The organism is Streptomyces sp. NBC_01260 (genome assembly GCF_036226405.1).
GTDB lineage: Bacteria > Actinomycetota > Actinomycetes > Streptomycetales > Streptomycetaceae > Streptomyces > Streptomyces laculatispora.
Map to the genome: position 1 here is coordinate 1,216,894 of NZ_CP108464.1, position 25,292 is coordinate 1,242,185.

The following is a 25,292-nucleotide window of genomic DNA, read 5'->3' on the forward strand; positions in this document are numbered from 1 at the left end:
GTTCCGCCTCTCACGTCCCCACCGCCCCCAGCGCGACGAACGCGCAGATCAGCACCGCCAGAACGGCGAGCAGCGGCCAGACGAAGCGCAGGTACCTGTCGTATCCCACCTTGGCCAGCGCCACCCCGCCGATCGTGACCGCCGTCGTGGGCACCCACAGGTTCATCCAGCCGCTGGCCGCCTGCCAGGCCGTGACGACGACCGCGCGCGAGACGCCCGCGAAGTCGGCCAGCGGGGCCAGGATCGGCATGGCCAGGGTCGCGTGGCCGGAGGTGGACGGGATCAGGAACGCCAGCGGGAGGTTGACGACGAACACGGCGATGGCGAACAGCGCGGAGGAGGTGCCGGAGACCAGACCCTCGATGGAGTGCAGGACGGTGTCGGTGATCCGGGAGTTGTTCATGATGACCGTGACCCCGCGGGCCAGCACGATGACCAGTGCGGGCGAGATGAAGTCGGCGGCCCCCTGGACGACCGTCGCGCTGATCTTCTGCTCCCCGAACCGGGCCACGATGCCGACGAGGACGGCCGCGACCAGGAAGAGCGCGGCCAGCTGCGGGAAGGACCAGCCCAGTTCGAAGCCGTACGGGGTGGCGTCCGCCTCCCCCGTCAGGGCGCTGGACCACGGGACCACCGAGAAGATCATGAAGGTGAAGGTCAGGCCGACCAGGACCAGGACCACGCGGTGGAGCGGGGTGAGTTCGGGGGGTTCGCCCGCGTCGGCCGCCGCCTGTTCGCGGTCGCCGGGCAGGAAGCCGGAGAGCGACCGGCCCGGGTCCTCGCGGACGCGCTTGGCGTACCGGATGACGTAGGTGATCGTCACCGCCGTCAGGGCGACCCACATCACCGCCCGCAGCACGATCCCGTCGCCGAGCGAGATGTCGGCGGCCGCGGAGGCGACCCCGGTGGCGAACGGGTTGACCGTGGAGCAGAGCACGCCGACGCCCGCGCCGAGGATGATCGTGCCGGTGGCGACCATGCGGTCGTAGCCGAGGGCCAGCATCAGCGGGACGATCAGCCCGTAGAAGCCGAGGGTCTCCTCGGCGAAGCCCTCGACCGTGCCGAGCAGCGAGAACACGAGCATCACGCCCGCGATGAGCAGTGCGCCGCGGTCGCGCAGCCGGTGGGCGAGGCGGCCGATGCCGAGGTCGAGCGCGCCGGTGGCGAAGACGACGGTGATGAACGCGCCGATCGCGATGACGAAGAGGAACACGCCCGCGCTGCCGTACAGTTCGCCGGCCAGGTCCGGGCCGACCTGGCCGGTCCTGGCGTCCTGCACCCCGTACAGGCCGTTGACGGGCGAGAGGAAGAGGTCGTTCAGCCGGTCGACGACGCTCTGGCCGGAGTCGACGCGGTGGTACGTGCCCTGGATCGGCGCACCGCCCTTGGTGCGGTCGTACGCGCCGGACGGGATCAGGAAGGCCACGGCCCAGACCGCGAGCGTGACGACGACCAGCACGGTCAGGGCACTGGGGAAGACGAACTTCCTTCCGGCCGGCGGCTTCTCCCCCGGCGGGGCCCCGGTGTCCAGCGTGCTCACGTGGTGCTCCCGCCGCGGTGCGCGGCCGCGTACTCCCGCAGGAACGCCGCCTCGGCGATGACGGCCGAGCGGAGTTCCGAGAAGAGGACCCGCTCGTTGGGCGCGTGCAGATTGCACAGGCTGTCCTGTGCGCCGAAGAGCAGGATCTCGGCGCCGGGCACTGCCTTGGCCAGGCCGTTGACGAGCGGGATCGAGCCGCCGCCGGCGACGAACGCGGGTTCTGCGCCCCAGCCCTCGCGCAGGGCCGTCAGCGCGGCCCGGTAGGCGGGGCCACCGGTCGCGGGCTCGAATCCGGGGCCGGTGTCGCCCGGGGTGACGGTGAGCGGGATTCCGAACGGACGCAATGACTCCAGATGGGTGACGAGCAGCCCCTGCGCCTGTCTTGGGTCCTGCTCCGGGTGGAAGCGCAGGTTCAGCTTGGCCCTGGCGTACGGGACGACGGCGGAGGCCGCACGGTCTACGCCCGGGGCGTCGATGCCGACGACGGTGACGGCGGGTCCGCTCCACAGCCGCTCGCCCAGGCTGCCGGAGCCGATGAGCGGCATCCCGTCGCGGACCCCGGCGAGGGTGCGGAATTCCTCCTCGGTGTACGTCGTGCCGCTCCACTCCTCGCGGCGCAGGCCCTCGACGGCGACGTCCCCGTGCACGTCGTGCAGGGTGGCAAGCGCCTTGAGCAGGGCGAGCAGGGCATCGGGGGCCGCGCCGCCGAACTCGCCGCTGTGGCGGGGCTCGTCCAGGGTCCGGACCTCGACCACGATCTCCGAGGCGCCGCGCAGGCCCGTGGTGAGGGTGGGGCTGCCGGGGCGGAGGTTTCCCACGTCGGCGATGACCATCGCATCGCAGGCGAAGCGGGCGGGGTCGGTGGGCGGGTAGTCGTCGAAGGCGCTGCCGTACTCCTCCTGGCCCTCCAGGACGATTCTGAGGCCGGTCGGCGGCCTGCCCCCGTACGCCCTCAGCACGCCGAGGTGCACGATCAGGTTCGACTTGTCGTCGGCGATGCCCCGGGCGCGCAGTCCGCCCTCCACGGGGGTGGGTTCGAAGGGCGGTGAGAGCCACAGGCTCTCGTCCCCGGGGGGCTGCACGTCGTAGTGGCCGTAGAGCAGCACGGTCGGGGCGTCCGGCGTCGGCGGCGGCACCTCGGCGACGATGACCGGTGCGGTGTCCGGCAGGTCGAGCCGCTCGACGCGTTCGACGCCCGCGCCCCGCAGCAGGTCCACGAGGAGGTCGTGGGCCCGCCGCACGGGCTCGTCGGGAAAGCCGGGGAACGCGACGGACGGAATGGCCGTCAGCCGCACCAGGTCCGCGGTGAGCCCGTCCATCAGTGTGTCGACGCGGGAGCCCAGATCCATCGCCCATCCCCTGTTCCTCGTGGAGGCCGTCAATGAGGTTCTGGGATCAAATGGATCATATGGGGCGGCCCCTCGCACGCCTGAGGGCTGGTCAGCCGCCGAGCACCACCGTCCGCGCGGCGGAGAAGTCCCCCCACTTCCCGTCCGGGAGCCTGGCGCGGATCTTCATCGAGTAGCGGGTGCCGCGCGGGTCGCTGACGGTGAGCCGGTAGCTCGCCCGGCCCGTGGGCGGCTTGCCTCCCCAGACGATCGTGGTGGTCAGCCGGCCGTCCAGGTAGAGCTGGTAGGCCGGGATCCCACCGCCGGTCCCCGGCTGCTTCCAGTCCAGGTCGACGGCGTACTCCTTGCCCTGGGCGGTGCTGGTGATCCGCAGGTCGGTGGGGGCGGTGGAGGCGGGCGCGCCGGGGGCGGACGCGGTGGTGAGGTCGAAGGCGTTGCTGTCCTTCGACGAGGTGTCGGCCGCGTCGCGGGCGCGGACGGTGAAGGTGTAGGCCGTGCCGGGCCGCAGCCCGGTCAGACGCGCCGTGGTCTGCGTGCCGGGCACGCTGTGGATGCGCGAGCCCTCCTGGTAGATGTCGTACGAGGTGACGCCGACGTCGTCCGTGGAGCCGCCCCAGGACAGCGTCGCCGCCCGGCTGCCGTCGGCCTTGCCGCGCAGCTTGACCGGCCGGGTCGGGGCCTCGTGGTCCGCCGGGGTCGGGGCGGGCGTGGTGACGGATGCGGCGGCGCTCGGCGCGGAGAGGTTCCCGGCGGCGTCGCGGGCACGGACGGTGAAGGTGTACGCGGTCGAGGCGGTCAGCCCGTCGATGTCGATCATCACCCGGGCCGCCGGGACGGTCTTGACCTTCTCGCCCTTGCGGTAGATCTCGTACGCGGTGACGGCCTTGTCGTCGGTGGCCGCCTCCCACATCACGTGCGCGGAAGTGGCACTGCCGGCCTGCACCGTCACCCCGCGCGGCGTCGTGGGGCTGCGGGTGTCGGCCTCTGCCTCGGAGCCGCAGGCGGTGAGTGTGACGAGGAGCAGGGCGGCTGAGCAGGCCAACGCGGCGGGTGCGTGGGGGCGTTGCACGGTCTTGCCTTCCGTCCGGCAGCAATGGTCCAGACCTGTATCGCACGGCGTGGGGGTCGCCGACAAGAGGACGGAGCGGAACGTTCCGCAATGTGCCGGTGTGCACCGCACCCCGATCGGACTCCGGCCGGGGCGGGGCCGGCTGACGTACGGTCGGGCGATGCTGTGCATACGAGGTGTGGTGCTCCCCGAGCGCGAGGAGCGGGCGTTCTGGATCGACGGAGAGGTGCTGCGGGCGGGGATGCCGCCCGGCGGCTTCGCCGGGCGGCACGCCGAGACCGTCGTCGACGGCGGCTGGCTGCTTCCCGGTCTGGTCGACGTGCATACGCATCCTGGGGCCGAGGGGCTGGACATCCCGTTCGACGAGGAGTTGCTGCGCCGGCATCTGGAACAGCACCGGGACGCCGGGGTGCTCGCGGTGCGCACTCCCGGGACGGCCGCCCGGATGCCCTCCTGGGTGGACAAGGACCCGGAGCTGCCCCGGGTGACGTCGGCGGGGCGGTGGCTCGCCACGCCCGGCCGGTTCTTTCCCGGCTTCGGCCGGGATGTCAGCGAGGAGGACCTCGTCAGGGCCGCGGTGGAGGAGGCGGCCGCGTCCTCCGGGTGGTGCAAGGTCATCGGCGACTGGCGCGCGGACGAGCCCGCTCTGCCGCTCGCGCTGCTGACCCGCGTGGTGAGCGCGGTGCACGCGGTCGGCGGCAAGGTGGCGGTGCACTGCCAGACCGCCGAGGGCAGCCGCAACGCCGTGCTGGCGGGCGCCGACAGCCTGGAGCACGGGATGCATCTGGACCCGGCGCTACTGGATCGGATGGCCGCGCAGGGCACCGCTTTCGTGCCGACGCTGAGTGCCTTCGGCCGGGGCGTGGACGCGATGCGGGCACGGGAGCCGAGCGTGCGGCGCGATCTGTGGCTGGCCGGCTGGGAGACCATGTTCGCCCATGTGCGGGCCGCCGCCGAGTCGGGCGTCACCGTGCTGGCCGGCACCGACTCCTTCCCCTGCGGAACGGTCGCGGGCGAGGCGTCCTGGCTGGCGCGGGCCGGACTGTCCGCCGAGGCGGCGCTGGGTGCGGCGTCCTGGACGGCACGGGCCTGGCTGGGGCTGCCGGGACTCGTGGACGGGGCCCCGGCCGACCTCGTCGCGTACGCCACCGACCCGACCACCGATCCGGCGGTGCTGGATCACCCGAGCCGGATCGTCCTGCGCGGGCGCGTGGTGCGCTGAGCGAGGAGTCCGGGGCACCTGGTGTGTCGCCGGGCGATGAGTTCGGGGCACCGGGGGAGTCTGCACTGCATGGACAACGAGACGACGACCGCTCCCTCGCAGGATCTGGAACCCGCGGCCCGGCGGATCACCGGGCTGCTCGACGCAGTCGATGACACGCGGCTGTCCGCACCGACCCCCTGCCCCGGCGTGACGGTGAGCGCCCTGCTCGCCCACATCGGCGGGCTCGCCGTGGCCTTCCGCGATGCCGCGCGCAAGGAGCTGGGGCCGACGACCGACACGGCGCCCTCGGTGGCGGAGATGGTGCTCGATGACGACTGGCGCAGCACGCTGCCCGAGGCGCTCGACGAGATGGTCATCGCCTGGCGCTCCCCCGACGCCTGGCAGGGCATGAGCCGGGCGGGCAGCGTGGACCTGCCGGGTGAGGTGGCGGGCATGGTCGGGCTGAACGAGCTGGTGCTGCACGGCTGGGACCTGGCCAGGTCGACCGGGCAGCCGTTCGGGGCACAGGAGGCGCATCTGCACTCCACGCTGGCGCTGCTGGCCGCCCTGGGCGACAGCCCTCCGGCCGGCTCGCCGTTCGGCCCGCCGGTCCCGGTGCCGGACGACGCGCCGCTGCTGGACCGGGCGGTCGCCCGGAGCGGCCGGCGCCCCGACTGGCAGCCGGGCGGCTGACACCCGGCCACGGGGCAGCCGGTCAGCCGGTCAGCCGATGAAGCGCTCCGTGAATGGGTGAGGACCGCTCCCCCGGCCTGGCAGGCTGGAGCGGTGAAGCTCAGCACGCGTTCCCTGATCGCATCGGCCGCCGCCCTCGTCATGGCCGCGGCCGTGCTCTCCGGATGCTCGGGGGCCGGACCGGACACCGCGTACGGCAAGGAGGCCGCCGCGACCGGGCTCGACGATCCGGCGAAGAAGGACATCGCCATGCAACTGGTCTCCAGCGCGGAGAACTCCTCGCTGGACTGGAAGTCCCAGTACAAGTACATCGAGGACATCGGCGACGGCCGCGGCTACACCGCGGGCATCATCGGCTTCTGCTCCGGAACCGGCGACATGCGACGCGTCGTCGAGCGGTACGCGAAGGCCCGGCCCGGGAATCCGCTGGAGCGGTTCCGCCCCGCGCTGCGTGCGGTGGAGGGCACCGGCGCGCACACCGGGCTCGGCCGCCCGTTCACCGAGGCATGGGCGGATGCGGCCGGCGACGCGGCCTTCCGGTCGGCGCAGGACGCCGAGCGGGACGCGTCGTACTTCGGCCCCGCGGTCGCACAGGCCAAGGCGGACGGGCTCGGCGCGCTGGGCCAGTTCATCTACTACGACGCCTATGTGATGCACGGGTCCGGCGACGCGGACGGCACGGTCGGCTTCCGTACGATGCGCCGGCACGCGCTCGCAAAGGCCCGCGCCCCCTCGCGGGGCGGCGCCGAGGCGGCCTATCTCGACGCGTTCCTGGACGCCCGGGTCGCGGCGATGCGCAAGGAGCCCTCGCACACCGACACCAGCCGGGTCGAGACGGCTCAGCGGGTGTTCGTGCGCGAGGGCAGACTCGGCCTGGAGGCACCACTGAGGTGGAAGGTGTACGGCGACAGCTACCGGATCGAGAGTACGTAGCCGGCCGGCCGCTCCGTTCCCTGGTCGCGGACCAGGCCCCCGCGTGCCCGGTCCGGGGCGTGCGGGTTTTTCCCGGGCCACTCCCAACTCATATGCGTCGCAGGGGTGTACGACAGTCGTTCGACTCTGATAGGAAAGCTTCCTAACAGAAGGATCGGAACGACGAACTCCCTTGGAGGACTGGTGAACGCTCCCCACAAGCGCACCGCACGTCGCAACACCCGTACCCTGCGCGTCGCGCTCGTCGCACTCGGGCTGACGCTCACGGCTGTTCCCGCCACCGCCTTCGCCGGCACCGCACCCGCGCCGCCGGCCGTCCACCACCAGGAGGCCGCCGCGACCGGGCTCGACGATCCGGCGAAGAAGGACATCGCCATGCAACTGGTCTCCAGCGCGGAGAACTCCTCGCTGGACTGGAAGTCCCAGTACAAGTACATCGAGGACATCGACGACGGCCGCGGCTACACCGCGGGCATCATCGGCTTCTGCTCCGGAACCGGCGACATGCTCGACCTCGTGGAGCTGTACACGAAGCGGGATCCCGGCAACCCGCTCGCGAAGTACCTGCCGGCCCTGCGCAAGGTGGACGGCACCGATTCGCACAAGGGGCTCGACCCGGGCTTCACCAAGGCCTGGGAGACTGCGGCCGGCGATCCTGCGTTCCAGCAGGCGCAGAACGACGAGCGCGACCGGGTGTACTTCGACCCGGCGGTCAGCCGGGGCAAGAGCGACGGACTGGGCACGCTCGGCCAGTTCGCGTACTACGACGCCATCGTCATGCACGGCGACGGCGGCGACAGCACGAGCTTCAGCAGCATCCGCAAGCGGGCCCTGGCGAAGGCGAAGCCGCCGGCCCAGGGCGGCAACGAGGTCACCTACCTCAACGCCTTCCTGGACGCGCGGGTCTGGGCCATGCAGCAGGAGGAGGCCCACTCGGACACCAGCCGCGTGGACACCGCCCAGCGGGTCTTCCTGAAGAAGGGCAATCTGAACCTGAACCCGCCGCTCGACTGGAAGGTGTACGGCGACAGCTTCCACATCGGCTGACGGTCCCGGGCACGGCTGTGGCGCGTACGGCTCCCCCTCGCGGGCGGGTCCGTACGCGCCACGGCGCTGTGACGTTACGTCAGTGCGCGCCCACCGAGGCGGCGCCGACCGTCTCCTCGTGCACCGCCCCGGCATCCTCCTCGGCCTCCGCCTTCCGACCCAGGTGGTTGAAGGCGAGGTTGAGGACGATCGCCACGACGCACCCGGTGGATATCCCGGAATCCAGCACGACGAGCAGGTCCTTCGGGAACGCGTGGTAGAAGTCCGGCGCGGCGATCGGTATCAGGCCTATGCCGACGGCGGCGGCCACGATCAGCGCGTTCTCGCCCTTCTCAAGCGCGGCGGTCGCCAGGGTCTGGATGCCGCTCGCGGCGACCGAGCCGAAGAGCACGATGCCGGCGCCGCCGAGCACCGGCAGCGGTACCAGCGCGATGACGGACGCGGCCACCGGGAACAGGCCGAGCAGGATGAGGATGCCCCCGCCCGCGGCGACGACGAAGCGGCTGCGGACCTTGGTCATCGCGACCAGCCCTATGTTCTGGGCGAAGGCGCTGCACATGAAGCCGTTGAACAGCGGGCTGATGGCGCTGCCCAGGGTGTCGGCGCGCAGACCTCCCTCGATGGTCCGCTCGTCGGCCGGACGGTCGACGATCTTGCCGAGCGCCAGCATGTCCGCGGTCGACTCGGTCATGCAGACCAGCATGACGATGCACATCGAGACGATCGCGGCGATCTCGAACTGCGGCGCCCCGAAGTGGAACGGGGTGGGGAAACCGACCAGGTCGGCGTCCTTGATGGCGCCGAAGTCGGTGATGCCGACCGGGATCGCGATGAGGGTGCCGGCCACGAGTCCGAGCAGGATCGCGATCTGCTGGAGGAAGCCGCGCAGCAGCTTCCTCAGCGCGAGGACGATCACCAGGGTGACCGCCGCCATGATGATGTTGGTGGTGGAACCGTAGTCGTCGGCCATGGCGTTGCCGCCCTGGGACCAGTTGAAGGCGACCGGCAGCAGGGAGACACCGATCAGCGTGATGACGGTGCCGGTGACGACGGGCGGGAAGAATCGGACCAGTTTGCAGAAGTAGGGGGCGAGGACGAAGCCGAGGAGGCTCGCGACGATGATCGCGCCGAAGATGACGGCGATGCCGTCGTGTCCCCGGTCCTTGCCTATCGCCACCATGGGCGTCACCCCGGCGAACGAGACGCCGTTGACGAACGGCAGCCGGGCGCCGATGCGCCAGAAGCCGAGGGTCTGGAGCAGGGTGGCTATGCCCGCGGTGAACAGGCTCGCCCCCATCAGGAAGGCGGTCTCCTTCGGGCTGAGCCCCACGGCGGGGCCCACGATCATGGGCGGGGCCACCACACCCGCGTACATCGCGGCCACGTGCTGGAGGCCGCTGGTGAACATCTTCAGTGGGGGAAGTGTCTCGTCGACCGGATGGCTCCGGCCGGTCCGGCCCGGCTCCGACGTGTCGTCGGGGCCGGGTGCTGCGTCTGCGTCATTGCGAAACCTGGGCGTAGCTGCCACGGCGGTTCCTCCGGTCGGGTACACGTCTGCGGCGACGTGGGTATCAGGGAGGTGGTGCGTTGGTGCAGGTCGTGCAGCTGGTGCGGGCAGCTCGGTTCAGCGGTACGGGGGGCGCGTAGGTCTGAGTACGCGCCCCCCGTACCGGTTGCCGTGGACCCCGCTCGGGTCCACGGCGGCCGGTCGAGGGCCGTCCCCCTCGGCCGGCCGGTTCGGGGGCGCCGGGCTGTCAGGCCCCGGCGGCGATCTGCGCGAGGCGCCGGGCCTCGTCGCGGGTGGCGCGGGCGATGCTGTCCTCGTCCACGGTGATGAGGTGGTTGCCCTCGACGACGGGCTTGCCGTTGACGAGGGAGAGGGTGACGGGGGCCGCGGCGCCGAAGATCAGGGCGGTCACCGGGTCGGCGATGGAGGCGTGGGCGATGGTGTCCAGCTTCCAGAGCACCAGGTCGGCGAGCTTGCCGGGCTCCAGGGAGCCGATCTGGTCGGCGCGGCCGAGGACCTGGGCCCCGCCGTACGTACCCAGGCGCAGGGCCTGACGGGCGTTCAGGGCGCGTTCGCGGTGCGGGCCGAGGCGGTTGATGAGGAGGGCGTTGCGCAGTTCGGTGTGGAGCTCGCCGGACTCGTTGGACGCGGTGCCGTCGACGCCGAGGCCGACCGGGACGCCCGCGGCGAGCATGTCCGGCACCCGGGCGATGCCCGCGGCGAGCCGGGCGTTGGAGGACGGGCAGTGCGCGACGCCGGTGCCCGTGCGGGCGAAGGCGGCGATGTCGGAGTCGTTCATGTGGACGCAGTGCGCCATCCACACGTCGTCGCCGAGCCAGCCGGTCGACTCGAAGTAGTCGGTCGGGCCCATGCCGAACAGTTCGTGGCAGAACTTCTCCTCCTCCACGGTCTCCGAGCCGTGGGTGTGCAGCCGCACTCCGCGGCGGCGGGCCAACTCGGCTCCCTGCCGCATGAGTTCGGTGGATACGGAGAACGGTGAGCAGGGTGCGACGGCGATCTGGGTCATCGCGTCGAAGGAGGCGTCGTGGTGCGCGTCGATCGTCGCCTCGGTGGCGGCGAGCGCACCTTCGAGGGTCTCCACGGCGAAGTCCGGCGGCAGCCCGCCGTCCTTCTCGCTGCGGTCCATGGAGCCGCGCGCGAGGGTGAACCGTACGCCCATCTCGCGGGCGGCGCCGATGATCGCGCCGGACAGGTCGCCGGAGCCCCGCGGGTACACGTAGTGGTGGTCCATCGCGGTGGTGACACCGCCGCGGGCGAGCATGGCGAGCGAGCCCTGCGCGGCGGCGCGGGCCATCGGCTCGTCGATGCGCGCCCAGGTCGGGTACAGCGCGACCAGCCACTCGAAGAGGTTGTGGTCGGTGGCCAGGCCGCGGGTGATCCACTGGTAGAAGTGGTGGTGCGTGTTGATCAGCCCCGGCGTGACGAGATGGCCCGTGCCGTCGATCCGGCGTACGACGTTCTCCAGGCCCTCCGGTGCCCGGCCGGCGCCGACGGACTCGATGCGGTTGCCCGCGACGACGACATGGCCCGAGGCGTACTCGGTGTCGTCGGCGTCGACAGTCGCGATCGAGCAGTTCTCGATGACGATGCGTTCCACGCGCTCGGGCGCTGCCTGTGCTGCCATGGTGCTTCCTTCTCTCATCAACGATGTGGGCACGGCAGGACCCTAGGAGGATTTGAGTGCCACGGCCGTGCGGCTGTGGGTGCCGAGATGGTGGAAGAAGAGATTGAGCAGGACCGCGACGAGCGCTCCGGCGCTGATGCCGGAACCCAGTACGGTCTGTGCCCAGGACGGGAACCCCGCGTAGAAGCCGGGGGCGGCGAGCGGGATGATGCCCGCGCCGAGCGCCACGGCGACCAGGATGATGTTGGAGCTGTCGTCGAGCCCGGCCTCGGAGAGCGTCCGGATGCCGCTCACCGCGATCGAGCCGAACAGGACGATGCCGGCGCCGCCGAGCACGGGCATCGGGACGAGCGAGACGACCGCGCCGAGCACCGGGAAGACGCCGAGGATCAGCAGGGCGCCGCCGGCTGCCGCGACGACGTAGCGGCTCCGTACCTTCGTGAGGGAGACCACGCCGACGTTCTGCGCGAAGGCACTGGTCGGGAAGCCACCGAAGACCGGTCCGATGAGGGTGGCGATGCCGTCGGTGCGCAGTCCGCGGGTGATGGTCCGGCCGTCGGTGCGCCGGTCGCAGATCTCGCCGAGCGCCAGCATTCCGGCGGACGACTCGGTCATCAGGACGAGCATCACGATGCAGAGGGAGAGGATCGCGGCAGGCTGGAACTCCGGTGCGCCGAAGGCGAAGGGGGTGGGCAGTGCGGCGAGCGGCGCGGAGCGCAGGGCGGAGAAGTCGGCGAGGCCGAAGGGGATGGCGGCCAGGGTACCGATCAACAGCCCCATCAACAGGGCGACTTGCTTGAGGAACCCGCGGCCGAACCGCTGGATGACCAGGATGACGGCCAGCGTGAAGGCGGCGAGCGCGAGGTACTTCATCGAGCCGAAGTCGGCCGCGGTCTTGTCGCCGCCCTGCGCCCAGGAGACGGGGACCGGCATCAGGGTGACGCCGATGAGGGTGATGACGACCCCGGTGACGAGGGGCGGGAAGAACCGCAGCAGCCTGCCGAAGAACGGACCGATGAGCAGGCAGAACACGCCTGCGACGAGCACCGCCCCGTAGATCGCGGGGAGTTGGTGGCCCGGCGCGCTGGTCTCGGCGATGGCGAGCATCGGGGCGATCCCGGCGGACGAGGCGGCGTTGACGAACGGCAGCCGGTTGCCGGCGAAGCCCCCGATGCCGAGGGTCTGCAGGAGGGTGGCGCAGCCGGCGATGAGGAGGCTAGCGGCGATCAGCCGGGTCATGCCGGCCGGGTCGAGGCCGACGGCCTGCCCGATGATGAGCGGAGGGGTGACGACGCCCGCGTACATGGCGGCGATGTGCTGGAGCGCGGCGGGCAGGAGCCGCGACGGGGCAAGCTTTTCGTCCACCGGATGGATCGGACCGTCCGGCTGGGTTGGACATGGACCTATCGCTGCCGCAGGCCCAAGTACAGGCTGTGCCATGGGAGTTCCCTCCGGCCCGGCCGGCCCTCGTCCGCTGTGGACGGACGGGGACCGGCGCGGCGCCGCGTCAGAGGTTGGTCATGTCGACCGGGATCTGCGGCTCGATGCCGTCCCGCAGCACGGTGGCCTCGATGAGCCCGTACGGACGGTCGGCCGCGAAGTAGACCTCATTGTCGTTCTTGAGGCCGAACGGCTCCAGGTCCACCAGGAAGTGGTGGTTGTTCGGCAGCGAGAAGCGGATCTCGTCGATCTCGCTGCGGCTGTTGATGATGCGCGAACCCATCTGGTAGAGGGTCTGCTGGAGGGAGAGGGAGTACGTCTCTGCGAAGGCTTCGAGCATGTGCTTGCGCGCCTGCTCGTAGGACTTCTCCCAGTTCGGCATGCGCGCCTCGTCGCTGGTCCAGTTGTACCGCCACCTGGCGGACACGTCGGTGGCCAGGACGCGGTCGTACGCCTCCTTGAGCGTCGTGTACTTGTCCTTGACGTAGCCCCAGAACTCGGAGTTGGTCGAGTTCATCACCGAGAGTTCCTTGAGGCCGGAGATGACCTGCCACTTTTCACCGTCGTAGGTGATCTGGGTGGTGCGGGTCTCCTGGCCCTTGCGCACGAAGGAGTGCTTCACCTCGTCGGCGCCGATGAACCGCGAGTTGCCTCCGGAGGTCGCGATGCGCTCCCAGGAGTACTCCTCGATCCGGATCCGGGCGGTCTGGATCGGCTCCTGCGAGGACACGAAGTGCCGGGCGAGGTGGATGCCGAACTGCTCGGCGGACTCGATGCCGTACTCCTTGGCGAACGCGAACACCGTGTTCTTGGTGGTGTCGGTCGGCAGGACGTTCGCGTTGGAGCCGGAGTAGTGGACGTCGTCCATGTCGCCGGAGAGGGCGACCGAGACGTTCAGGTCCTTGATGTGGTGGGTGTCGCCGTCCCGCGTGATCCTGACGACGCGGTTCTCTGCTTTGCCGTACTGGTTCTGGCCGAGAATCGTGGGCATGTGTCTGCTAGCTCCCTCGGTATACGGAGTAGCCGAACGGGTTGAGCAGCAGCGGTACGTGATAGTGCTCGCCCGGGGTGACGGCGAAAGTGATCGCCACCTCCGGGAAGAACGCACCGCTGTCCCTTACGCGGGGGGCGTCCTGCTGCGCCTCGGCTTGCTTCTTGCTGGCGAAGTACGACTCTGTCTCGAAGTCGAGCCGTACGTGGGTGGTGCCCTCCGGCAGGGCCGGCAGGTCCTTGCAGCGCCCGTCCGCATCGGTCGCCGAGCCGCCGATCGCCACCCACTGCGCGTCACTGCCCGTGCGGGCGGCGAGCGAGACGGCGACGTCCGCGGCGGGGCGGCCGATGCTGGTGTCCAGGATGTGGGTGGACACCGATGCGGCGGCGAAGGTGCTCAAGACCTTCACTCTCCTTCTGTGACGAGACGGGTCAGCCTGATGCGGTTGATCTTGCCCAGTTCGGTGCGCACATGTCCGCGCTCCTGCTCGGGCGAGTTCCCGGACCGGGCCTTCACCGCGTCGCGCATCTGCTCACCGGTGGCCCCGGTGGCGCAGATCAGGAAGACATGTCCGAACCGCTCCTGGTAGGCCAGGTTGAGTTCGAGCATCTCGGCCCTGAGTTCCTCGGTGGCGCCGGCCATCCCCCGCTGTTCGCGGGAGGAGGTCGGGTCCCCGGGCTTCGGGCGGCCGATCGGCGGGTGACCGGCCATGGCCTCGGCCAGGTCCTCCGCGTCGAGGGCCGCCGTGGCGGCGTCGCTCGCGAAGAACAGGGCTTCCGCCGTGTCGTAGGGGCGCCCGGAGAGGATCGCTCTTCCCCAGGCCGCACTGGCACACACCTCGTGCAGTGCGGCGGCCGCCTCACGGTCCGCCAGGGTGTTGAACCGGGCCAGGCCCGGTGTGGAGCTCGAAGTCACGGGAGCCTCCGTGGCTGTTTTTCGCTGTGCGTCGGTCGGGCTGCGGATAGCTAACGCCCTCCACAACACCACGTCAACACTTTGTTGAAATTACGTTCATGTAAAAGGCCGTCGCCCGATGATCCGGACGACGGCCTTCCGTCACGCCGCGCGGACCGCACCCGTCCGCGGGCCCAACTACTCGCCCTTCGGCCCGATATCCCTGTTCAGGTAGTTGTAGACGGTGAACCGGCTGACCCCCAGGGCCCCCGCCACCGTCTCCACGCCGTGGCGTACGGAGAAGGCACCGCGTGCCTCCAGGGTCCGTACGACCGCCTGCTTGGTCCTGCGGTCCAGCTCGGCGAGCGGCATGCCGTGCCGGCGCTCCATGGCGGCCAGGATGTGGTCCAGCGAGTCCGAGAGCTGCGGCAGCCGGACCGCTATGACGTCCAGACCCTCCCAGGCCAGCACGACATCGTCGGGGAGCGCCTGCTCGGGGCCGAGCAGCTCGGCGCCCATGGCGTCCACGAGCGGCTTGACCGCGGCGACGAGGGGGTGGTCCGCGGGCTCGGTCACTTGGAGTCCTCCGCGATCACATTGACCTGGAGGGAGACCCGGGTGGCACCCGATGCCAGGGCCTTGCGCAGGAGGGAGTCCACCGCGGTGAGCACCTCGTCGGCGCCGCCCTCGGCCGTGTTGCCGAAGGGGCCGACGTCCACGGCGTCCAGGTCGGCCGACTGGACGACCTCGCGGGCCACGACCGCGTGGGCGGGTGCCTCGTCGAGATCGAAGGGCTCGGTGGTGAACTCCACTCTCAAGCGCACGGTGCCTCCATGGTGCGTGTCACCGCGGCGGGGAACCCCGCGGCTCGGGGACGACCCTAACGGACGGGCGCCACCTCGCCGGGGCGACCGCTACCGCGGCAGCACGCAGACCGCCGCCGGGGCCGCGAACGGCGTTCCCACGGACTCCAGGGCGCCGCTCTCCCCGTCGACCCGGAACACCGTGACCGTGCCGGACTTCTGGTTGGCGGCCAGCAGCAGCGCCCCGTCCGGGGAGAAGGCGATGTGCCGCGGGAAGTCGCCGCCCACCGGAACGGTGTCCAGCAGCCGCAGCACGGCCCCGCCGTCCTCGACGGCGTACCTGGTGAGGCTGTTGTGGCCGCGGTTGGCCAGATAGGCGAAGCGGCCGTCCCCGGTGACCAGCAGCTGGGCGGGGTAGCTGGTGCCGCTGCCCGTTCCGGTGGACTGCGGGGCGCCCGGGGTCAGCACACCGGTGGCGGGGTCGTAGCCGCAGACCACGACCGTGTTGTCGACCTCGCAGGCCAGGTAGGCGTAGCGGCCGCCGGGGTGGAAGGCGAGGTGGCGCGGTCCGGCGCCGGGGCGCAGCGCGGCGTACGAGAGCTGCTCCAGCGTGCCGCGGTCCTCGTCGAGCCGGTAGGTGTACACGGTGTCGTTGCCCAGGTCGACGGCGAGGATGTGGCCCCCGTCCGGCGCGGTGACGATCTGGTGGGCGTGCGGGCCGTCCTGGCCCGGTCCGGGCGCGGGGGCGGTGTGGGCGACCAGGCCGGTGCGCTCCCCCGGTGAGCCGTCGGCGGCGAGGGGGTGCACGGCGACGCTGCCGGAGGTGTAGTTGGCGCTGAACAGCCACCTTCCGCCGGGATGGACGGAGAGATGGCAGGGGCCCGCGCCACCGGTGGCCCGCGTCCCCAGCACCCGGAAGGTCCCGTCGCCGGCGAGCGCCACCGCGGTGACGCCGCCCTGTTCCTGCTCGTCGACGGCGTAGAGCGTGCCGCCCGAGGGGTGCAGAGCGAGGTACGAGGGGTTCTCGACGCCGGTGACGACGGTGCGGTCGGTGATGGTCCCGGTCGCCGGGTCGTACGAGGCGACGCCGATACCGGTGCCGCCCGGGGTGGTGGAGGTGTAGGTGCCGAGGAAGAGCGTCGCGGTCCTGCGCGCCCTCCCCTCGGCGGTGCGCGGCGTCCGCCCCGGATGTCCGGAGCGGGGAAGCGAGGGGGCGGCGGCGAGGGCGCCGCCCGCCAGGAGTGCTCCGAGGAGGGTGCGGCGGCTTGTGGGGGTGGTCATGCGAGGCACCTCGTGGGGTCGGCTGCGTCGGATGTGTCAGCCACAGTGGCCTTCCCCAACGGGCGGCGCAAGACTCGCATCGGTCATTGCGCAGGGCGCAACGCGGATGCGGGTCGCACGGCGGGCGGTACCGAGTCAGCCGCCGGACTGGATGTCGCCGCGGGTGGACGAGGTGATCGGGTCCCGGTGGGCGAAGTCGCCCGGCGGAATCCCCGGATGGTGTCCGCCCTCGACGGGCCGCACGGCAGCGGCGGGGCCGAGGGCCAGCCGGGAGACGATCCGGTAGCGGTCGCCGCGGTAGAGCGAGTGCACGTACTCCACAGGGCAGCCGGTGGTGTCCGAAGTCAGCCGCTCGAAGAGCAGGGCCGGGGAGAGCTCGGGCACGTCGAGGAGCCGGGCCTCGGCGCGGGTCACCATGGTCGGCTCGATCGCCTGGACCGCTTCGTGGACGTGCACGTCGTGGCGCTCGCGCAGGTGCTCGTACAGATCGCCGTCCTCCAACTCCTGGGCGGACAGGCCCGGCACCAGTTCGGCCCTGATGTGCAGGTGCTCGATCGCCATCGGGGCGCCGTCGACCAGCCTCAGCCGGGCGACGTACACGATGTCGGCGGCCGGTGACATGCGCAGCTTGCGCCCGACCCGGGCGCCGGCCTGGAGGGTGGTGAACTCCAGCAGCCGGCTCGACCAGGCCCCGGCCGCCTGCGGGACGGACAGGGCCAGGTCGGCCGAGATCAGTTCCCGGGTGATCTTCGCAGGCGCGACGAACATCCCTCGGCCGTGCTCGCGCACGAGCAGCCCGGCGGCCACCAGTTCGTGGACCGCGGCACGCAGGGTGGGCCGGGAGACGCCGAGCGTGGCACACAGGGACCGCTCCGAGGGGATGGCGTCACCCCGGCCGGCGCGACTCGATCAGCTCCAGCACGGCGTCGCGGGCCCGTTCCCGTTTGAGCACCGTCCCCGGTGCGTCGGCGTCCATGCGATGCCCCTCCTGACACATCCCTTATTGACCAGTTGAGTCAACGCCACCTACTAGGTCCCGCCTGGAGCAGTCCCGTGCCCCTGAACATCCAAGCCAAACTCCTCAGCGCCCTCGCCGGCGTGGCCGCCCTGGGCGCGACCGCCTTCCTGGTCCCGCTCGCCACCGACAGTCCCGAACGGCCCCATGTGATCATCGCCCAAGGCAAGGACGGCTTACCCAACAGATCGCCCATCGACTGGGTCTCCTACGGGGACCAGGTCGCGGTCGTCAACGTCACCTCGGAGGCCGAGACCCCCGCCAGTGCCGAGGAGATCGCGGCAGGCGAGGGCTACATCAGCAGGCGCGTCGCCCTGGACATCGGCGAGGTGGTCTGGTCGCGCCCCGGCGCCCCCACCCCTCCGGCCACGCTGAGCCTGGTCGTGGACGGCTGGTCCTTCAAGGGCGACACCCGCACCCCGATAGCGCTGGAACAGAGCTCGCGTCTCGAACCGGGCCACGCCTACGTGCTGTCGCTGGCCCGGCTCTCCGACGGAACCTGGTCAGCGATCGGTTCCCAGGCAGCGCTGCCGTACGACAGCGAAACGATCGGCGCGGGTGAGTACCAGGGCCAGACCGTAACCGCAAAGCAGTTCGGCGCGGCCGTGAAGACGGACGACGACAAGCCGAAGGGCGGGGACTTCTCCCCCACCGGCGCCGAGGTGATCATGGAATCAGTCGCCGAGCTCACCGTCGGCAAGCCGGCGGACTACGTCGGAACCCTGCGGGCCACCACCGACCCCGACCCGCTGACTGAGGCCAACTTCGACCTCGACCCGATTGCGCGGTTCGACACCGTCGCCGGTGTCGACGAACCCGCCAAGACCTTCTGCTCGATCGCCACACCTCTCGCCCTCTCCGAAGCGAGTCAGCTCACCTCAACCGAGCTGGGCGGCATCCTGGCCCAGCTCGTCGCCGAGGAGAACGGAGAGGATGCCACGGACCTCGGCGTCCTGGCCGCGTACCACAACGGTGACAGCAGCCTGGCGTCCCAGGCCGACGCCATCCGCCCCGCGGTCATCACGAACATCGAGAGCCAGTGCGGGATCGAGGTGGGCGACCTGGCGCCCAACTCCACGGCGTCGCAGGAGTGACAGCCGTCTGACCCGTGGCACCTGACGCACCGCAATCGCCCCCGTCCCGCCTTCCGGAACGGGGGCGATCAGGCGGGGCGGACAGGGCTCGGGGACAGCACCCAAGCCTCCGCATCGATTCGCCAACAAAGTGTCGGATACCGTCGTCGAACTCCTTGGCGCCACTCAACAACGGACTCAGGAAGCCGCGTCCAGCGGCGCGAGATCCGCACCCTGAACCGCCACCAGCACGGCCTCGGCCGGGGTCTTCCCCGCCGCCACGGCGACGGCCGGCGCGATGCCCTCGACCTCGTAGACGGTCACCTTCTCCGGCGCTTCCGCGCCGTCGGCCCCGCCCGATTCGTCGCACCCGGGCAGCAGGCCGGTACCGAGGCTTTCGCCGACTGTGAACTTCCGGTCGGTCGTGGACCGCCCCCTCACGTCGAGGTAGGACCGCCCTTCGTACTTCACGACGTACGCGCACTTCCCCTCGGACGCGCCGCCCGCCTCAAGACCCCCGTCGCAGCCGGCGGCCATCAGGGCCATGGCCCCGGCCAGAGCCCCTGCCCACCTACGCGTCCGCGGCTTCGCTCGCATCTTCCGCCCTCCTGCCTCTCCGGCACCACCGGAGGCCCCTCGGCCCCTCAGTGACACGACGGAGCAGCCCCCCTTTTCGTTCAGCCCTGCCGTCAGCATGATGGCCCCGCCAGGCAGGCGGGGCGGATCCGTCGGCGGAATTCCGCTGCCTGAGATCAGCCCGCGAGCGCGGTGCCGACCCCCCTGCCGCCCGACCTACCCGGAACAGTCCGGCGCGACGATGCGCGACAGCCGGGGCCAGCACCTGACCGGCCCGAATTCCGGGCACCCCCTTGACAGCCCGCCCACCATCCGGGCAATCTTCCGTTGAGCAGAAACTAACTTCCGCAATACGGAAGGAGCGCCGAAACCCTCATGGGCTACCCGGACCAGCGCTTCGATGTGAACCTTTCGATCCTCTTCACGGAACTCCCGCTCCTGGAGCGCCCCGCGGCAGCATCCGCGGCGGGCTTCACCGCGGTCGAGCTGTGGTGGCCGTGGATCGAGACCCCCACCCCCGAGCAGGCCGAGCTCGACGCCCTCAAGAAGGCGCTCGACGACGCCGGCACTCAACTCGTGGGGCTGAACTTCTACGCCGGACAGCTGCCCGGCCCCGACCGCGGCGCACTCTCCGTGCCCGGCACGGAGTCGGACCGCTTCCGCGCCAACATCGAGGTGGCGGCCGACTTCGCCGCCTCGACCGGCTGCAAGGCGCTCAACGCGCTCTACGGCAACCGGATCGACGGCGTGGACCCCGCCGCGCAGGACGAACTCGCCCTGGAGAACCTGGTCCTCGCCGCCCACGCGGCCGACCGGATCGGGGCGATCCTGCTGATCGAGACCCTGAACGCGCCGGAGTCGCCGCGCTATCCGCTCGTCAGCGCACCGGCCGGGATCGAGGTCGTCGACCGGATCAACGCGGCGACGGGCCTCGGCAACGCGAAGTTCCTGATGGACCTGTACCACCTGTCGATGAACGGCGAGGACCTCAGTCAGGTCATCACCGCGTACGCCGGCAGGACCGGTCACGTCCAGATCGCCGACAACCCGGGGCGCGGCGCGCCCGGCACCGGCTCACTCCCCCTGGAGCAGCTCCTGGACGAGCTGGCGAAGGCCGGTTACGACGGCTGGGTCGGCCTGGAGTACAAGCCCGGCGACCGGCCGAGTGCCGAGTCCGTCGAGTGGCTCCCGGCCACCGCGCGGGCCGCCCGCCGATAGCGGCGGACTCCCCCTCGTACACACGCTTATCGGAAGGCACCCTCATGAGCAACAACCTCCCCAAGGTTGCGTGGATCGGGCTCGGCATCATGGGCTCGCCCATGTCCGAGAACCTGATCAAGGCCGGTTACGACGTCACCGGTTACACCCTGGAGCAGGACAAGGTCGACCGGCTGGCGGCGGCCGGCGGCACCGGCGCGGGCTCGATCGCCGAGGCGGTCAGGGACGCGGACGTGGTCATCACGATGGTGCCCGCCTCCCCGCAGGTCGAGGCGATCGCGTACGGCTCCGACGGCATCCTGGAGAACGCGAAGCGCGGCGCGCTGCTGGTCGACATGTCCTCGATCACCCCGCAGACCTCCGTGGACCTCGCGAAGAACGCCGCCGAGAAGGGCATCCGGGTCCTGGACGCCCCCGTCTCCGGCGGCGAGGCCGGCGCGATCGAGGCCGTGCTGTCCATCATGGTCGGCGGCGAGCAGGCGGACTTCGACGCCGCGCGGCCGCTGCTGGAGGCGCTCGGCAAGACCATCGTGCTCTGCGGCCCGCACGGCTCCGGCCAGACGGTGAAGGCCGCCAACCAGCTGATCGTCGCGGTCAACATCCAGGCCTGCGCCGAGGCCGTCGTCTTCCTGGAGAAGTCCGGGGTCGACCTCGCAGCCGCGCTCGACGTCCTCAACGGCGGACTGGCCGGCTCGACCGTGCTGACCCGCAAGAAGGCCAACTTCCTGAACCGGGACTTCACGCCCGGCTTCCGGATCGACCTGCACCACAAGGACATGGGCATCGTCACGGACGCCGCCCGCAATGTCGGTGCCGCGCTGCCGGTCGGCGGAGTCGTCGCCCAGCTCGTCGCCTCGCTGCGCGCACAGGGTGACGGCGGCCTGGACCACTCGGCGCTGCTCCGCTCGGTCGAGCGCCTCTCCGGTCAGCCCGTCCAGGCCTGACCCACCGCGGCCGGGCCCCCTCGCGGGCCCGGCCGGCACCGCCCCGCCGGGTGATCGCACCCCGGTCCACAGACTTCCGGACGGCGTCGGCGCTGACACCTGTCCTGTCGCGCCCAGGCGTCGGCGCCGTCCGGAACACCTCTCCACCACGAATTTCAACAAACTGTTGACGTCAGGTTCGGGGCGTACTTACGCTCCTGGAGCCCCAGGACGTCGCAGTTCAGCAGCTCCCCGTACGGAAGGTCGCCCCGACACCATGACGCAGCGTGTGCTTACGACCGAGTCAGGCGCCCCGGTCGCCGACAACCAGAACTCCGCCACCGCCGGCGTCGGTGGCCCGATCCTCCTCCAGGACGGTCATCTCCTGGAGAAGCTCGCCCGCTTCAACCGGGAGCGCATCCCGGAGCGCGTGGTGCACGCCCGGGGCTCCGGCGCGTACGGCTACTTCGAGGTGACCGACGACGTCACCGGCTTCACCCGCGCCGACTTCCTCTCCGAGGTGGGCCGCCGCACCGAGACCTTCATCCGGTTCTCGACGGTCGCCGACTCGCTCGGCGGCGCGGACGCGGTACGCGACCCGCGCGGCTTCGCCCTCAAGTTCTATACGGACGAGGGCAATTACGACCTGGTCGGCAACAACACCCCGGTGTTCTTCATCAAGGACCCGATCAAGTTCCCCGACTTCATCCACTCCCAGAAGCGCGACCCGTTCACGGGCCGTCAGGAGGCTGACAACGTCTGGGACTTCTGGGCCCACGCCCCCGAGGCGACGCACCAGGTGACCTGGCTCATGGGCGACCGCGGCATCCCCGCCTCGTACCGCCACATGAACGGCTACGGCTCGCACACCTACCAGTGGACGAACGCCGCGGGCGAGGCCTTCTTCGTCAAGTACCACTTCAAGACCAACCAGGGTGTGCGCTCACTCTCCGCCGACCAGGCGGCTGAACTCGTCGGCAAGGACGCCTCCTCGCACCAGACGGACCTGCTACAGGCGATCGAGCGCGGCATGAACCCGTCCTGGACCTTGCACGTGCAGGTGATGCCGGCCGCCGACGCCGCGGACTACCGGTTCAACCCGTTCGACCTGACCAAGGTGTGGCCGCACAGCGACTACCCGCTCCAGCGGGTGGGCCGGCTGGTGCTGGACCGCAACCCGGACAACGTCTTCGCGGAGGTCGAGCAGGCCGCGTTCTCCCCGAACAACTTCGTGCCCGGCATCGGTCCCTCCCCGGACAAGATGCTCCAGGGCCGTCTGTTCGCGTACGCGGACGCGCACCGCTACCGGCTTGGCGTCAACCACACCCAGCTGCCGGTGAACGCGCCGCGCACGGCCGTCGTCGACAACTACGGCCGCGACGGGCTGCACGCCACCCGCTACGGCGCACGGCACGACAAGAACTACGAGCCCAACTCGTACGCGGGCCCGGCCCAGACGGACTCGGCGCACTCCGCCCCGCTGGCCGTCCAGGGCTGGACCGGCACGCACGAGGCGCCCGCCCACACCAAGGACGACGACTTCTTCCAGGCGGGCGAGCTGTACCGGCTGATGTCGGACGACGAGAAGGGCCGGCTGATCGCCAACATCGCGGGCGGCCTGTCCCAGGTCACCCGGGACGACGTGATCGAGAAGAACCTCGCCCACTTCCACGCCGCGGACGCCGAGTACGGCAAGCGCGTGGAGGAGGCCGTCCGCGCCCTGCGCGAGGACTAGCCTCCCTCAGCCCTGCCCGCACAACGCGCCCGCCCGGATGAGGGGTTGCGCGCGGTGCGGGCAGGACGAGGCCGCGGCGGTTGTGCGACGCCAGTGCGGTGGTGCGGGTGGGGGTCCCGTCTCCTGACCTGAAGGAGCCGGGACCTCCCGCCCCCGTCGCACGCCCGCCGCGGCCCCTGTCACTCCCCGAACCAGGGCGTGGAGTACGGATTACGGTCCCGTACTCCACGCCCTTTGGCATGCGCGCACGGGGCCCGTCAGGTATCAGCCGGCGAAATCAAGCCCGTCCGGCGATTGAGGACATCGTTTCGCCGCACAACGAAGCGGCCCCCGCCCCCCGTTGAAGGGGAGCGGGGGCCGCGGGGGCCGTGCGGGGTCAGGCCGTCGTCAGCGGGCGGATCGCCGTCGGCGCGTGGCCCGGCTCCGACGCGACGTCCTCGAACTCGTTGACCGAGGCGATGTCCGTACCGCTCATCGAGATGTTGGTGATCCGCTCCAGGATCGCCTCGACGACCACCGGCACCCGGAACTCCGCCGCCAGCTTCTTGGCCTCCTCGAAGGCCGGGAGCAACTGGTCCGGCTCGGTGACCCGGATCGCCTTGCAGCCCAGGCCCTCGACGACCTTGACGTGGTCGACGCCATAGGCGCCCAGCTCCGGCGAGTTGATGTTCTCGAACTCCAGGTTGACCTGGAAGTCGATGTCGAAGTTGCGCTGCGCCTGCCGGATCAGCCCCAGGTAGGAGTTGTTCACCAGGACGTGCACGTACGGGATGTTGTGCTGCGCGCCGACCGCGAGCTCCTCCAGCATGAACTGGAAGTCGTAGTCGCCGGAGAGCGCGACGACGGAGGCCTCGGGGTCGGCCGTCGCGACGCCCAGCGCGGCCGGGATGGTCCAGCCGAGCGGGCCCGCCTGGCCGCAGTTGATCCAGTGGCGCGGCCGGTAGACGTGCAGCATCTGCGCGCCCGCGATCTGGGAGAGGCCGATCGTGGTGACGTACCGGGTCTCGGGGCCGAAGGCCCGGTTCATCTCCTCGTACACCCGCTGCGGCTTCAGCGGCACGTTGTCGAAGTGCGTGCGCCGCTGGAGCGTCGCCCTGCGCTCCTGGGTGGACGCGGCCCACCGCGAGCGGTCCTTCAGCTCGCCGGCCGTCTTCAGCTCGCGCGCCACCTCGACGAACAGCTCCAGCGCCGCCTTGGCGTCGGAGGCGATACCGAGGTCGGGGGCGAAGATCTTGCCCAGCTGGGTGGGCTCGATGTCGACGTGGACGAACTTCCGGCCCCGCGTGTAGACGTCCAGCTTGCCGGTGTGGCGGTTGGCCCAGCGGTTGCCGATGCCGAGGACGAAGTCGGACTCCAGGAAGTTCGCGTTGCCGTAGCGGTGCGAGGTCTGGAGGCCGACCATGCCGGCGTTCAGCTCGTGGTCGTCGGCGAGGATGCCCCAGCCCATCAGGGTCGGGACGACCGGGACGCCGGTCAGTTCGGCGAACTCCACCAGGAGTTCGGACGCGTCGGCGTTGATGACGCCGCCGCCCGCGACGAGCAGCGGCCGCTCGGACGCGTTCAGCATCTCCAGCGCGCGCTCGATCTGCTTGCGGCTCGCGGCGGGCTTGTGCACCGGCAGCGGCTCGTACAGATCAGGGTCGAACTCGATCTCGGTCAGCTGCACGTCGATCGGCAGGTCGATGAGGACCGGGCCGGGACGGCCGGTGCGCATCAGGTGGAAGGCCTGCTGGAAGACGCCGGGGACCTGCGCGGCCTCCAGGACGGTGGTGGCCGCCTTGGTGACCGGCTTGGCGATCGACGCGATGTCGACGGCCTGGAAGTCCTCCTTGTGCAGGACGGCGGTCGGGGCCTGGCCGGTGATGCACAGGATCGGGATCGAGTCGGCGATGGCGGAGTAGAGGCCGGTGATCATGTCGGTGCCGGCGGGTCCCGACGTACCGATGCAGACGCCGATGTTCCCCGGGCGGGCCCGGGTGTAGCCCTCTGCCATGTGGGAGGCGCCCTCGACGTGGCGGGCGAGCGTGTGATGAACCCCGCCGGAGGCCTTGAGGGCCGCGTAGAAGGGGTTGATCGCCGCGCCCGGCACACCGAACGCGTTGCTGACGCCTTCGCGCTTGAGGATCTCAACTGCCGCTCGGGCAGCGGTCATTCGAGGCATTGAGTGCTCCTGCTCGGACCTGGGTGGAGTCGGGCTCTGTCGCGCCACCTGAGAGCACCAATTCCGCATTACGGAACATTGATTCTGCTATACGGAAGCAAATCTAAAGTGCGCCCGGACAGTCGTCAAGAGAGGCGGCTCAGTGCGGCCCGAGCGGAAGCGGCCTCGCGAAGTGGCCCAAGTCCCTCCCCGGGA

22 protein-coding genes and 1 pseudogene are annotated in these 25,292 nt (G+C 70.9%); 8 read left to right on the forward strand and 15 right to left on the reverse strand.

Going from position 1 to position 25,292, the window contains the following annotated elements; translation table 11 throughout:
• Positions 1 to 10: 10 nt before the first annotated feature.
• The 3 genes from OG322_RS05390 to OG322_RS05400 all read right to left on the reverse strand — a co-directional run bounded on the left by OG322_RS05390 (position 11) and on the right by OG322_RS05400 (position 3,958).
• Positions 11 to 1,540 (reverse strand): YfcC family protein, encoded by a 1,530-nt coding sequence (locus OG322_RS05390; protein WP_405699253.1) that lies wholly within the window; start codon positions 1,538 to 1,540, stop codon positions 11 to 13.
• Positions 1,537 to 2,889, reverse strand: a complete 1,353-nt coding sequence (locus tag OG322_RS05395; RefSeq protein ID WP_266410696.1) for a M20/M25/M40 family metallo-hydrolase — start codon at positions 2,887 to 2,889, stop codon at positions 1,537 to 1,539. Before OG322_RS05395 ends, OG322_RS05390 begins: the two co-directional genes overlap by 4 nt.
• Before the next feature lie 91 nt (positions 2,890 to 2,980).
• Entirely contained in the window at positions 2,981 to 3,958 is a 978-nt protein-coding gene (locus OG322_RS05400) for a fibronectin type III domain-containing protein (protein WP_329306119.1), read from the reverse strand.
• Positions 3,959 to 4,118: 160 nt separating this feature from the next.
• Between OG322_RS05400 and OG322_RS05405 the strand changes: the two genes are divergently transcribed.
• The 4 genes from OG322_RS05405 to OG322_RS05420 all read left to right on the forward strand — a co-directional run bounded on the left by OG322_RS05405 (position 4,119) and on the right by OG322_RS05420 (position 7,835).
• Entirely contained in the window at positions 4,119 to 5,180 is a 1,062-nt protein-coding gene (locus tag OG322_RS05405) for an amidohydrolase family protein (RefSeq protein ID WP_266410697.1), read from the forward strand.
• Positions 5,181 to 5,249: 69 nt separating this feature from the next.
• Entirely contained in the window at positions 5,250 to 5,855 is a 606-nt protein-coding gene (locus OG322_RS05410) for a TIGR03086 family metal-binding protein (RefSeq protein WP_329306120.1), read from the forward strand.
• A 141-nt stretch (positions 5,856 to 5,996) separates the two neighbouring features.
• A complete protein-coding gene (locus OG322_RS05415; RefSeq protein ID WP_123466259.1) occupies positions 5,997 to 6,788 on the forward strand; it encodes a chitosanase in 792 nt (263 codons plus the stop codon).
• A 183-nt stretch (positions 6,789 to 6,971) separates the two neighbouring features.
• A complete protein-coding gene (locus OG322_RS05420; RefSeq protein WP_329306121.1) occupies positions 6,972 to 7,835 on the forward strand; it encodes a chitosanase in 864 nt (287 codons plus the stop codon).
• A gap of 79 nt (positions 7,836 to 7,914) precedes the next feature.
• Here the strand turns inward: OG322_RS05420 and OG322_RS05425 are convergent, their stop codons facing one another.
• The 10 genes and pseudogenes from OG322_RS05425 to OG322_RS05470 form a co-directional block, all read right to left on the reverse strand.
• Entirely contained in the window at positions 7,915 to 9,363 is a 1,449-nt protein-coding gene (locus OG322_RS05425; protein ID WP_123463617.1) for a nucleobase:cation symporter-2 family protein, read from the reverse strand.
• 226 nt (positions 9,364 to 9,589) lie between these two features.
• The gene (locus tag OG322_RS05430; RefSeq protein WP_329306122.1) at positions 9,590 to 10,987 is read right to left on the reverse strand and encodes an 8-oxoguanine deaminase; all 1,398 of its coding nucleotides are present in this window, start codon (positions 10,985 to 10,987) and stop codon (positions 9,590 to 9,592) included.
• Between the two features lie 42 nt (positions 10,988 to 11,029).
• Complete coding sequence (locus OG322_RS05435; RefSeq protein WP_329306123.1) at positions 11,030 to 12,427, reverse strand: nucleobase:cation symporter-2 family protein; 1,398 nt, start codon at positions 12,425 to 12,427, stop codon at positions 11,030 to 11,032.
• Positions 12,428 to 12,494: 67 nt separating this feature from the next.
• Positions 12,495 to 13,418 carry a factor-independent urate hydroxylase gene (gene pucL, locus OG322_RS05440; protein ID WP_124285549.1) on the reverse strand — a complete coding sequence of 308 codons (924 nt, stop codon included), beginning with the start codon at positions 13,416 to 13,418 and terminating at the stop codon, positions 12,495 to 12,497.
• A 7-nt stretch (positions 13,419 to 13,425) separates the two neighbouring features.
• The gene (gene uraH / locus OG322_RS05445) at positions 13,426 to 13,818 is read right to left on the reverse strand and encodes a hydroxyisourate hydrolase (RefSeq protein ID WP_123466257.1); all 393 of its coding nucleotides are present in this window, start codon (positions 13,816 to 13,818) and stop codon (positions 13,426 to 13,428) included.
• A gap of 5 nt (positions 13,819 to 13,823) precedes the next feature.
• A complete protein-coding gene (gene uraD / locus OG322_RS05450; protein WP_164494464.1) occupies positions 13,824 to 14,333 on the reverse strand; it encodes a 2-oxo-4-hydroxy-4-carboxy-5-ureidoimidazoline decarboxylase in 510 nt (169 codons plus the stop codon).
• Positions 14,334 to 14,510: 177 nt separating this feature from the next.
• The gene (locus OG322_RS05455; RefSeq protein WP_329306124.1) at positions 14,511 to 14,888 is read right to left on the reverse strand and encodes a helix-turn-helix domain-containing protein; all 378 of its coding nucleotides are present in this window, start codon (positions 14,886 to 14,888) and stop codon (positions 14,511 to 14,513) included.
• Positions 14,885 to 15,136, reverse strand: coding sequence for a hypothetical protein (locus OG322_RS05460; protein ID WP_123463607.1), 252 nt, complete (start codon positions 15,134 to 15,136; stop codon positions 14,885 to 14,887). Before OG322_RS05460 ends, OG322_RS05455 begins: the two co-directional genes overlap by 4 nt.
• Positions 15,137 to 15,226: 90 nt before the next feature.
• Complete coding sequence (locus OG322_RS05465) at positions 15,227 to 16,396, reverse strand: lactonase family protein (RefSeq protein ID WP_123463605.1); 1,170 nt, start codon at positions 16,394 to 16,396, stop codon at positions 15,227 to 15,229.
• A gap of 135 nt (positions 16,397 to 16,531) precedes the next feature.
• Positions 16,532 to 17,372 (reverse strand): annotated as a pseudogene (locus OG322_RS05470) (GntR family transcriptional regulator).
• Between the two features lie 77 nt (positions 17,373 to 17,449).
• Here OG322_RS05470 and OG322_RS05475 point away from each other — a divergent pair.
• Positions 17,450 to 18,505, forward strand: coding sequence for a hypothetical protein (locus OG322_RS05475; protein WP_329306125.1), 1,056 nt, complete (start codon positions 17,450 to 17,452; stop codon positions 18,503 to 18,505).
• A 177-nt stretch (positions 18,506 to 18,682) separates the two neighbouring features.
• On the opposite strand, the gene OG322_RS05480 is transcribed toward OG322_RS05475, so the two are convergent.
• Positions 18,683 to 19,081 (reverse strand): DUF6281 family protein, encoded by a 399-nt coding sequence (locus tag OG322_RS05480; RefSeq protein WP_329306126.1) that lies wholly within the window; start codon positions 19,079 to 19,081, stop codon positions 18,683 to 18,685.
• Between the two features lie 354 nt (positions 19,082 to 19,435).
• Here OG322_RS05480 and OG322_RS05485 point away from each other — a divergent pair, with 354 nt between their 5' ends.
• From OG322_RS05485 to OG322_RS05495, 3 genes are all read left to right on the forward strand, one after another.
• Complete coding sequence (locus tag OG322_RS05485; protein WP_123463599.1) at positions 19,436 to 20,278, forward strand: TIM barrel protein; 843 nt, start codon at positions 19,436 to 19,438, stop codon at positions 20,276 to 20,278.
• Positions 20,279 to 20,322: 44 nt separating this feature from the next.
• Positions 20,323 to 21,222: a 2-hydroxy-3-oxopropionate reductase gene (locus tag OG322_RS05490; protein WP_329306127.1), complete on the forward strand. Its 900-nt coding sequence runs from the start codon at positions 20,323 to 20,325 to the stop codon at positions 21,220 to 21,222.
• Positions 21,223 to 21,478: 256 nt separating this feature from the next.
• Positions 21,479 to 22,936 carry a catalase gene (locus tag OG322_RS05495; RefSeq protein WP_329306128.1) on the forward strand — a complete coding sequence of 486 codons (1,458 nt, stop codon included), beginning with the start codon at positions 21,479 to 21,481 and terminating at the stop codon, positions 22,934 to 22,936.
• Between the two features lie 376 nt (positions 22,937 to 23,312).
• On the opposite strand, the gene gcl is transcribed toward OG322_RS05495, so the two are convergent.
• On the reverse strand, positions 23,313 to 25,088 hold the full coding sequence (gcl, locus tag OG322_RS05500; RefSeq protein ID WP_123463593.1) for a glyoxylate carboligase: 1,776 nt from the start codon (positions 25,086 to 25,088) through the stop codon (positions 23,313 to 23,315).
• Positions 25,089 to 25,292 lie beyond the last annotated feature (204 nt).

Coding starts and splice junctions, on each gene's coding strand:
- OG322_RS05395 (WP_266410696.1), bottom strand. CDS start 2,889: ATGGATCTGGGCTCCCGCGTCGACACACTGATGGACGGGCTCACCGCG.
- OG322_RS05405 (WP_266410697.1), top strand. CDS start 4,119: ATGCTGTGCATACGAGGTGTGGTGCTCCCCGAGCGCGAGGAGCGGGCG.
- OG322_RS05410 (WP_329306120.1), top strand. CDS start 5,250: ATGGACAACGAGACGACGACCGCTCCCTCGCAGGATCTGGAACCCGCG.
- OG322_RS05415 (WP_123466259.1), top strand. CDS start 5,997: ATGGCCGCGGCCGTGCTCTCCGGATGCTCGGGGGCCGGACCGGACACC.
- OG322_RS05430 (WP_329306122.1), bottom strand. CDS start 10,987: ATGGCAGCACAGGCAGCGCCCGAGCGCGTGGAACGCATCGTCATCGAG.
- OG322_RS05435 (WP_329306123.1), bottom strand. CDS start 12,427: ATGGCACAGCCTGTACTTGGGCCTGCGGCAGCGATAGGTCCATGTCCA.
- pucL (WP_124285549.1), bottom strand. CDS start 13,418: ATGCCCACGATTCTCGGCCAGAACCAGTACGGCAAAGCAGAGAACCGC.
- OG322_RS05465 (WP_123463605.1), bottom strand. CDS start 16,396: ATGACCACCCCCACAAGCCGCCGCACCCTCCTCGGAGCACTCCTGGCG.
- OG322_RS05480 (WP_329306126.1), bottom strand. CDS start 19,081: ATGCGAGCGAAGCCGCGGACGCGTAGGTGGGCAGGGGCTCTGGCCGGG.
- OG322_RS05485 (WP_123463599.1), top strand. CDS start 19,436: ATGGGCTACCCGGACCAGCGCTTCGATGTGAACCTTTCGATCCTCTTC.
- OG322_RS05490 (WP_329306127.1), top strand. CDS start 20,323: ATGAGCAACAACCTCCCCAAGGTTGCGTGGATCGGGCTCGGCATCATG.
- OG322_RS05495 (WP_329306128.1), top strand. CDS start 21,479: ATGACGCAGCGTGTGCTTACGACCGAGTCAGGCGCCCCGGTCGCCGAC.
- gcl (WP_123463593.1), bottom strand. CDS start 25,088: ATGACCGCTGCCCGAGCGGCAGTTGAGATCCTCAAGCGCGAAGGCGTC.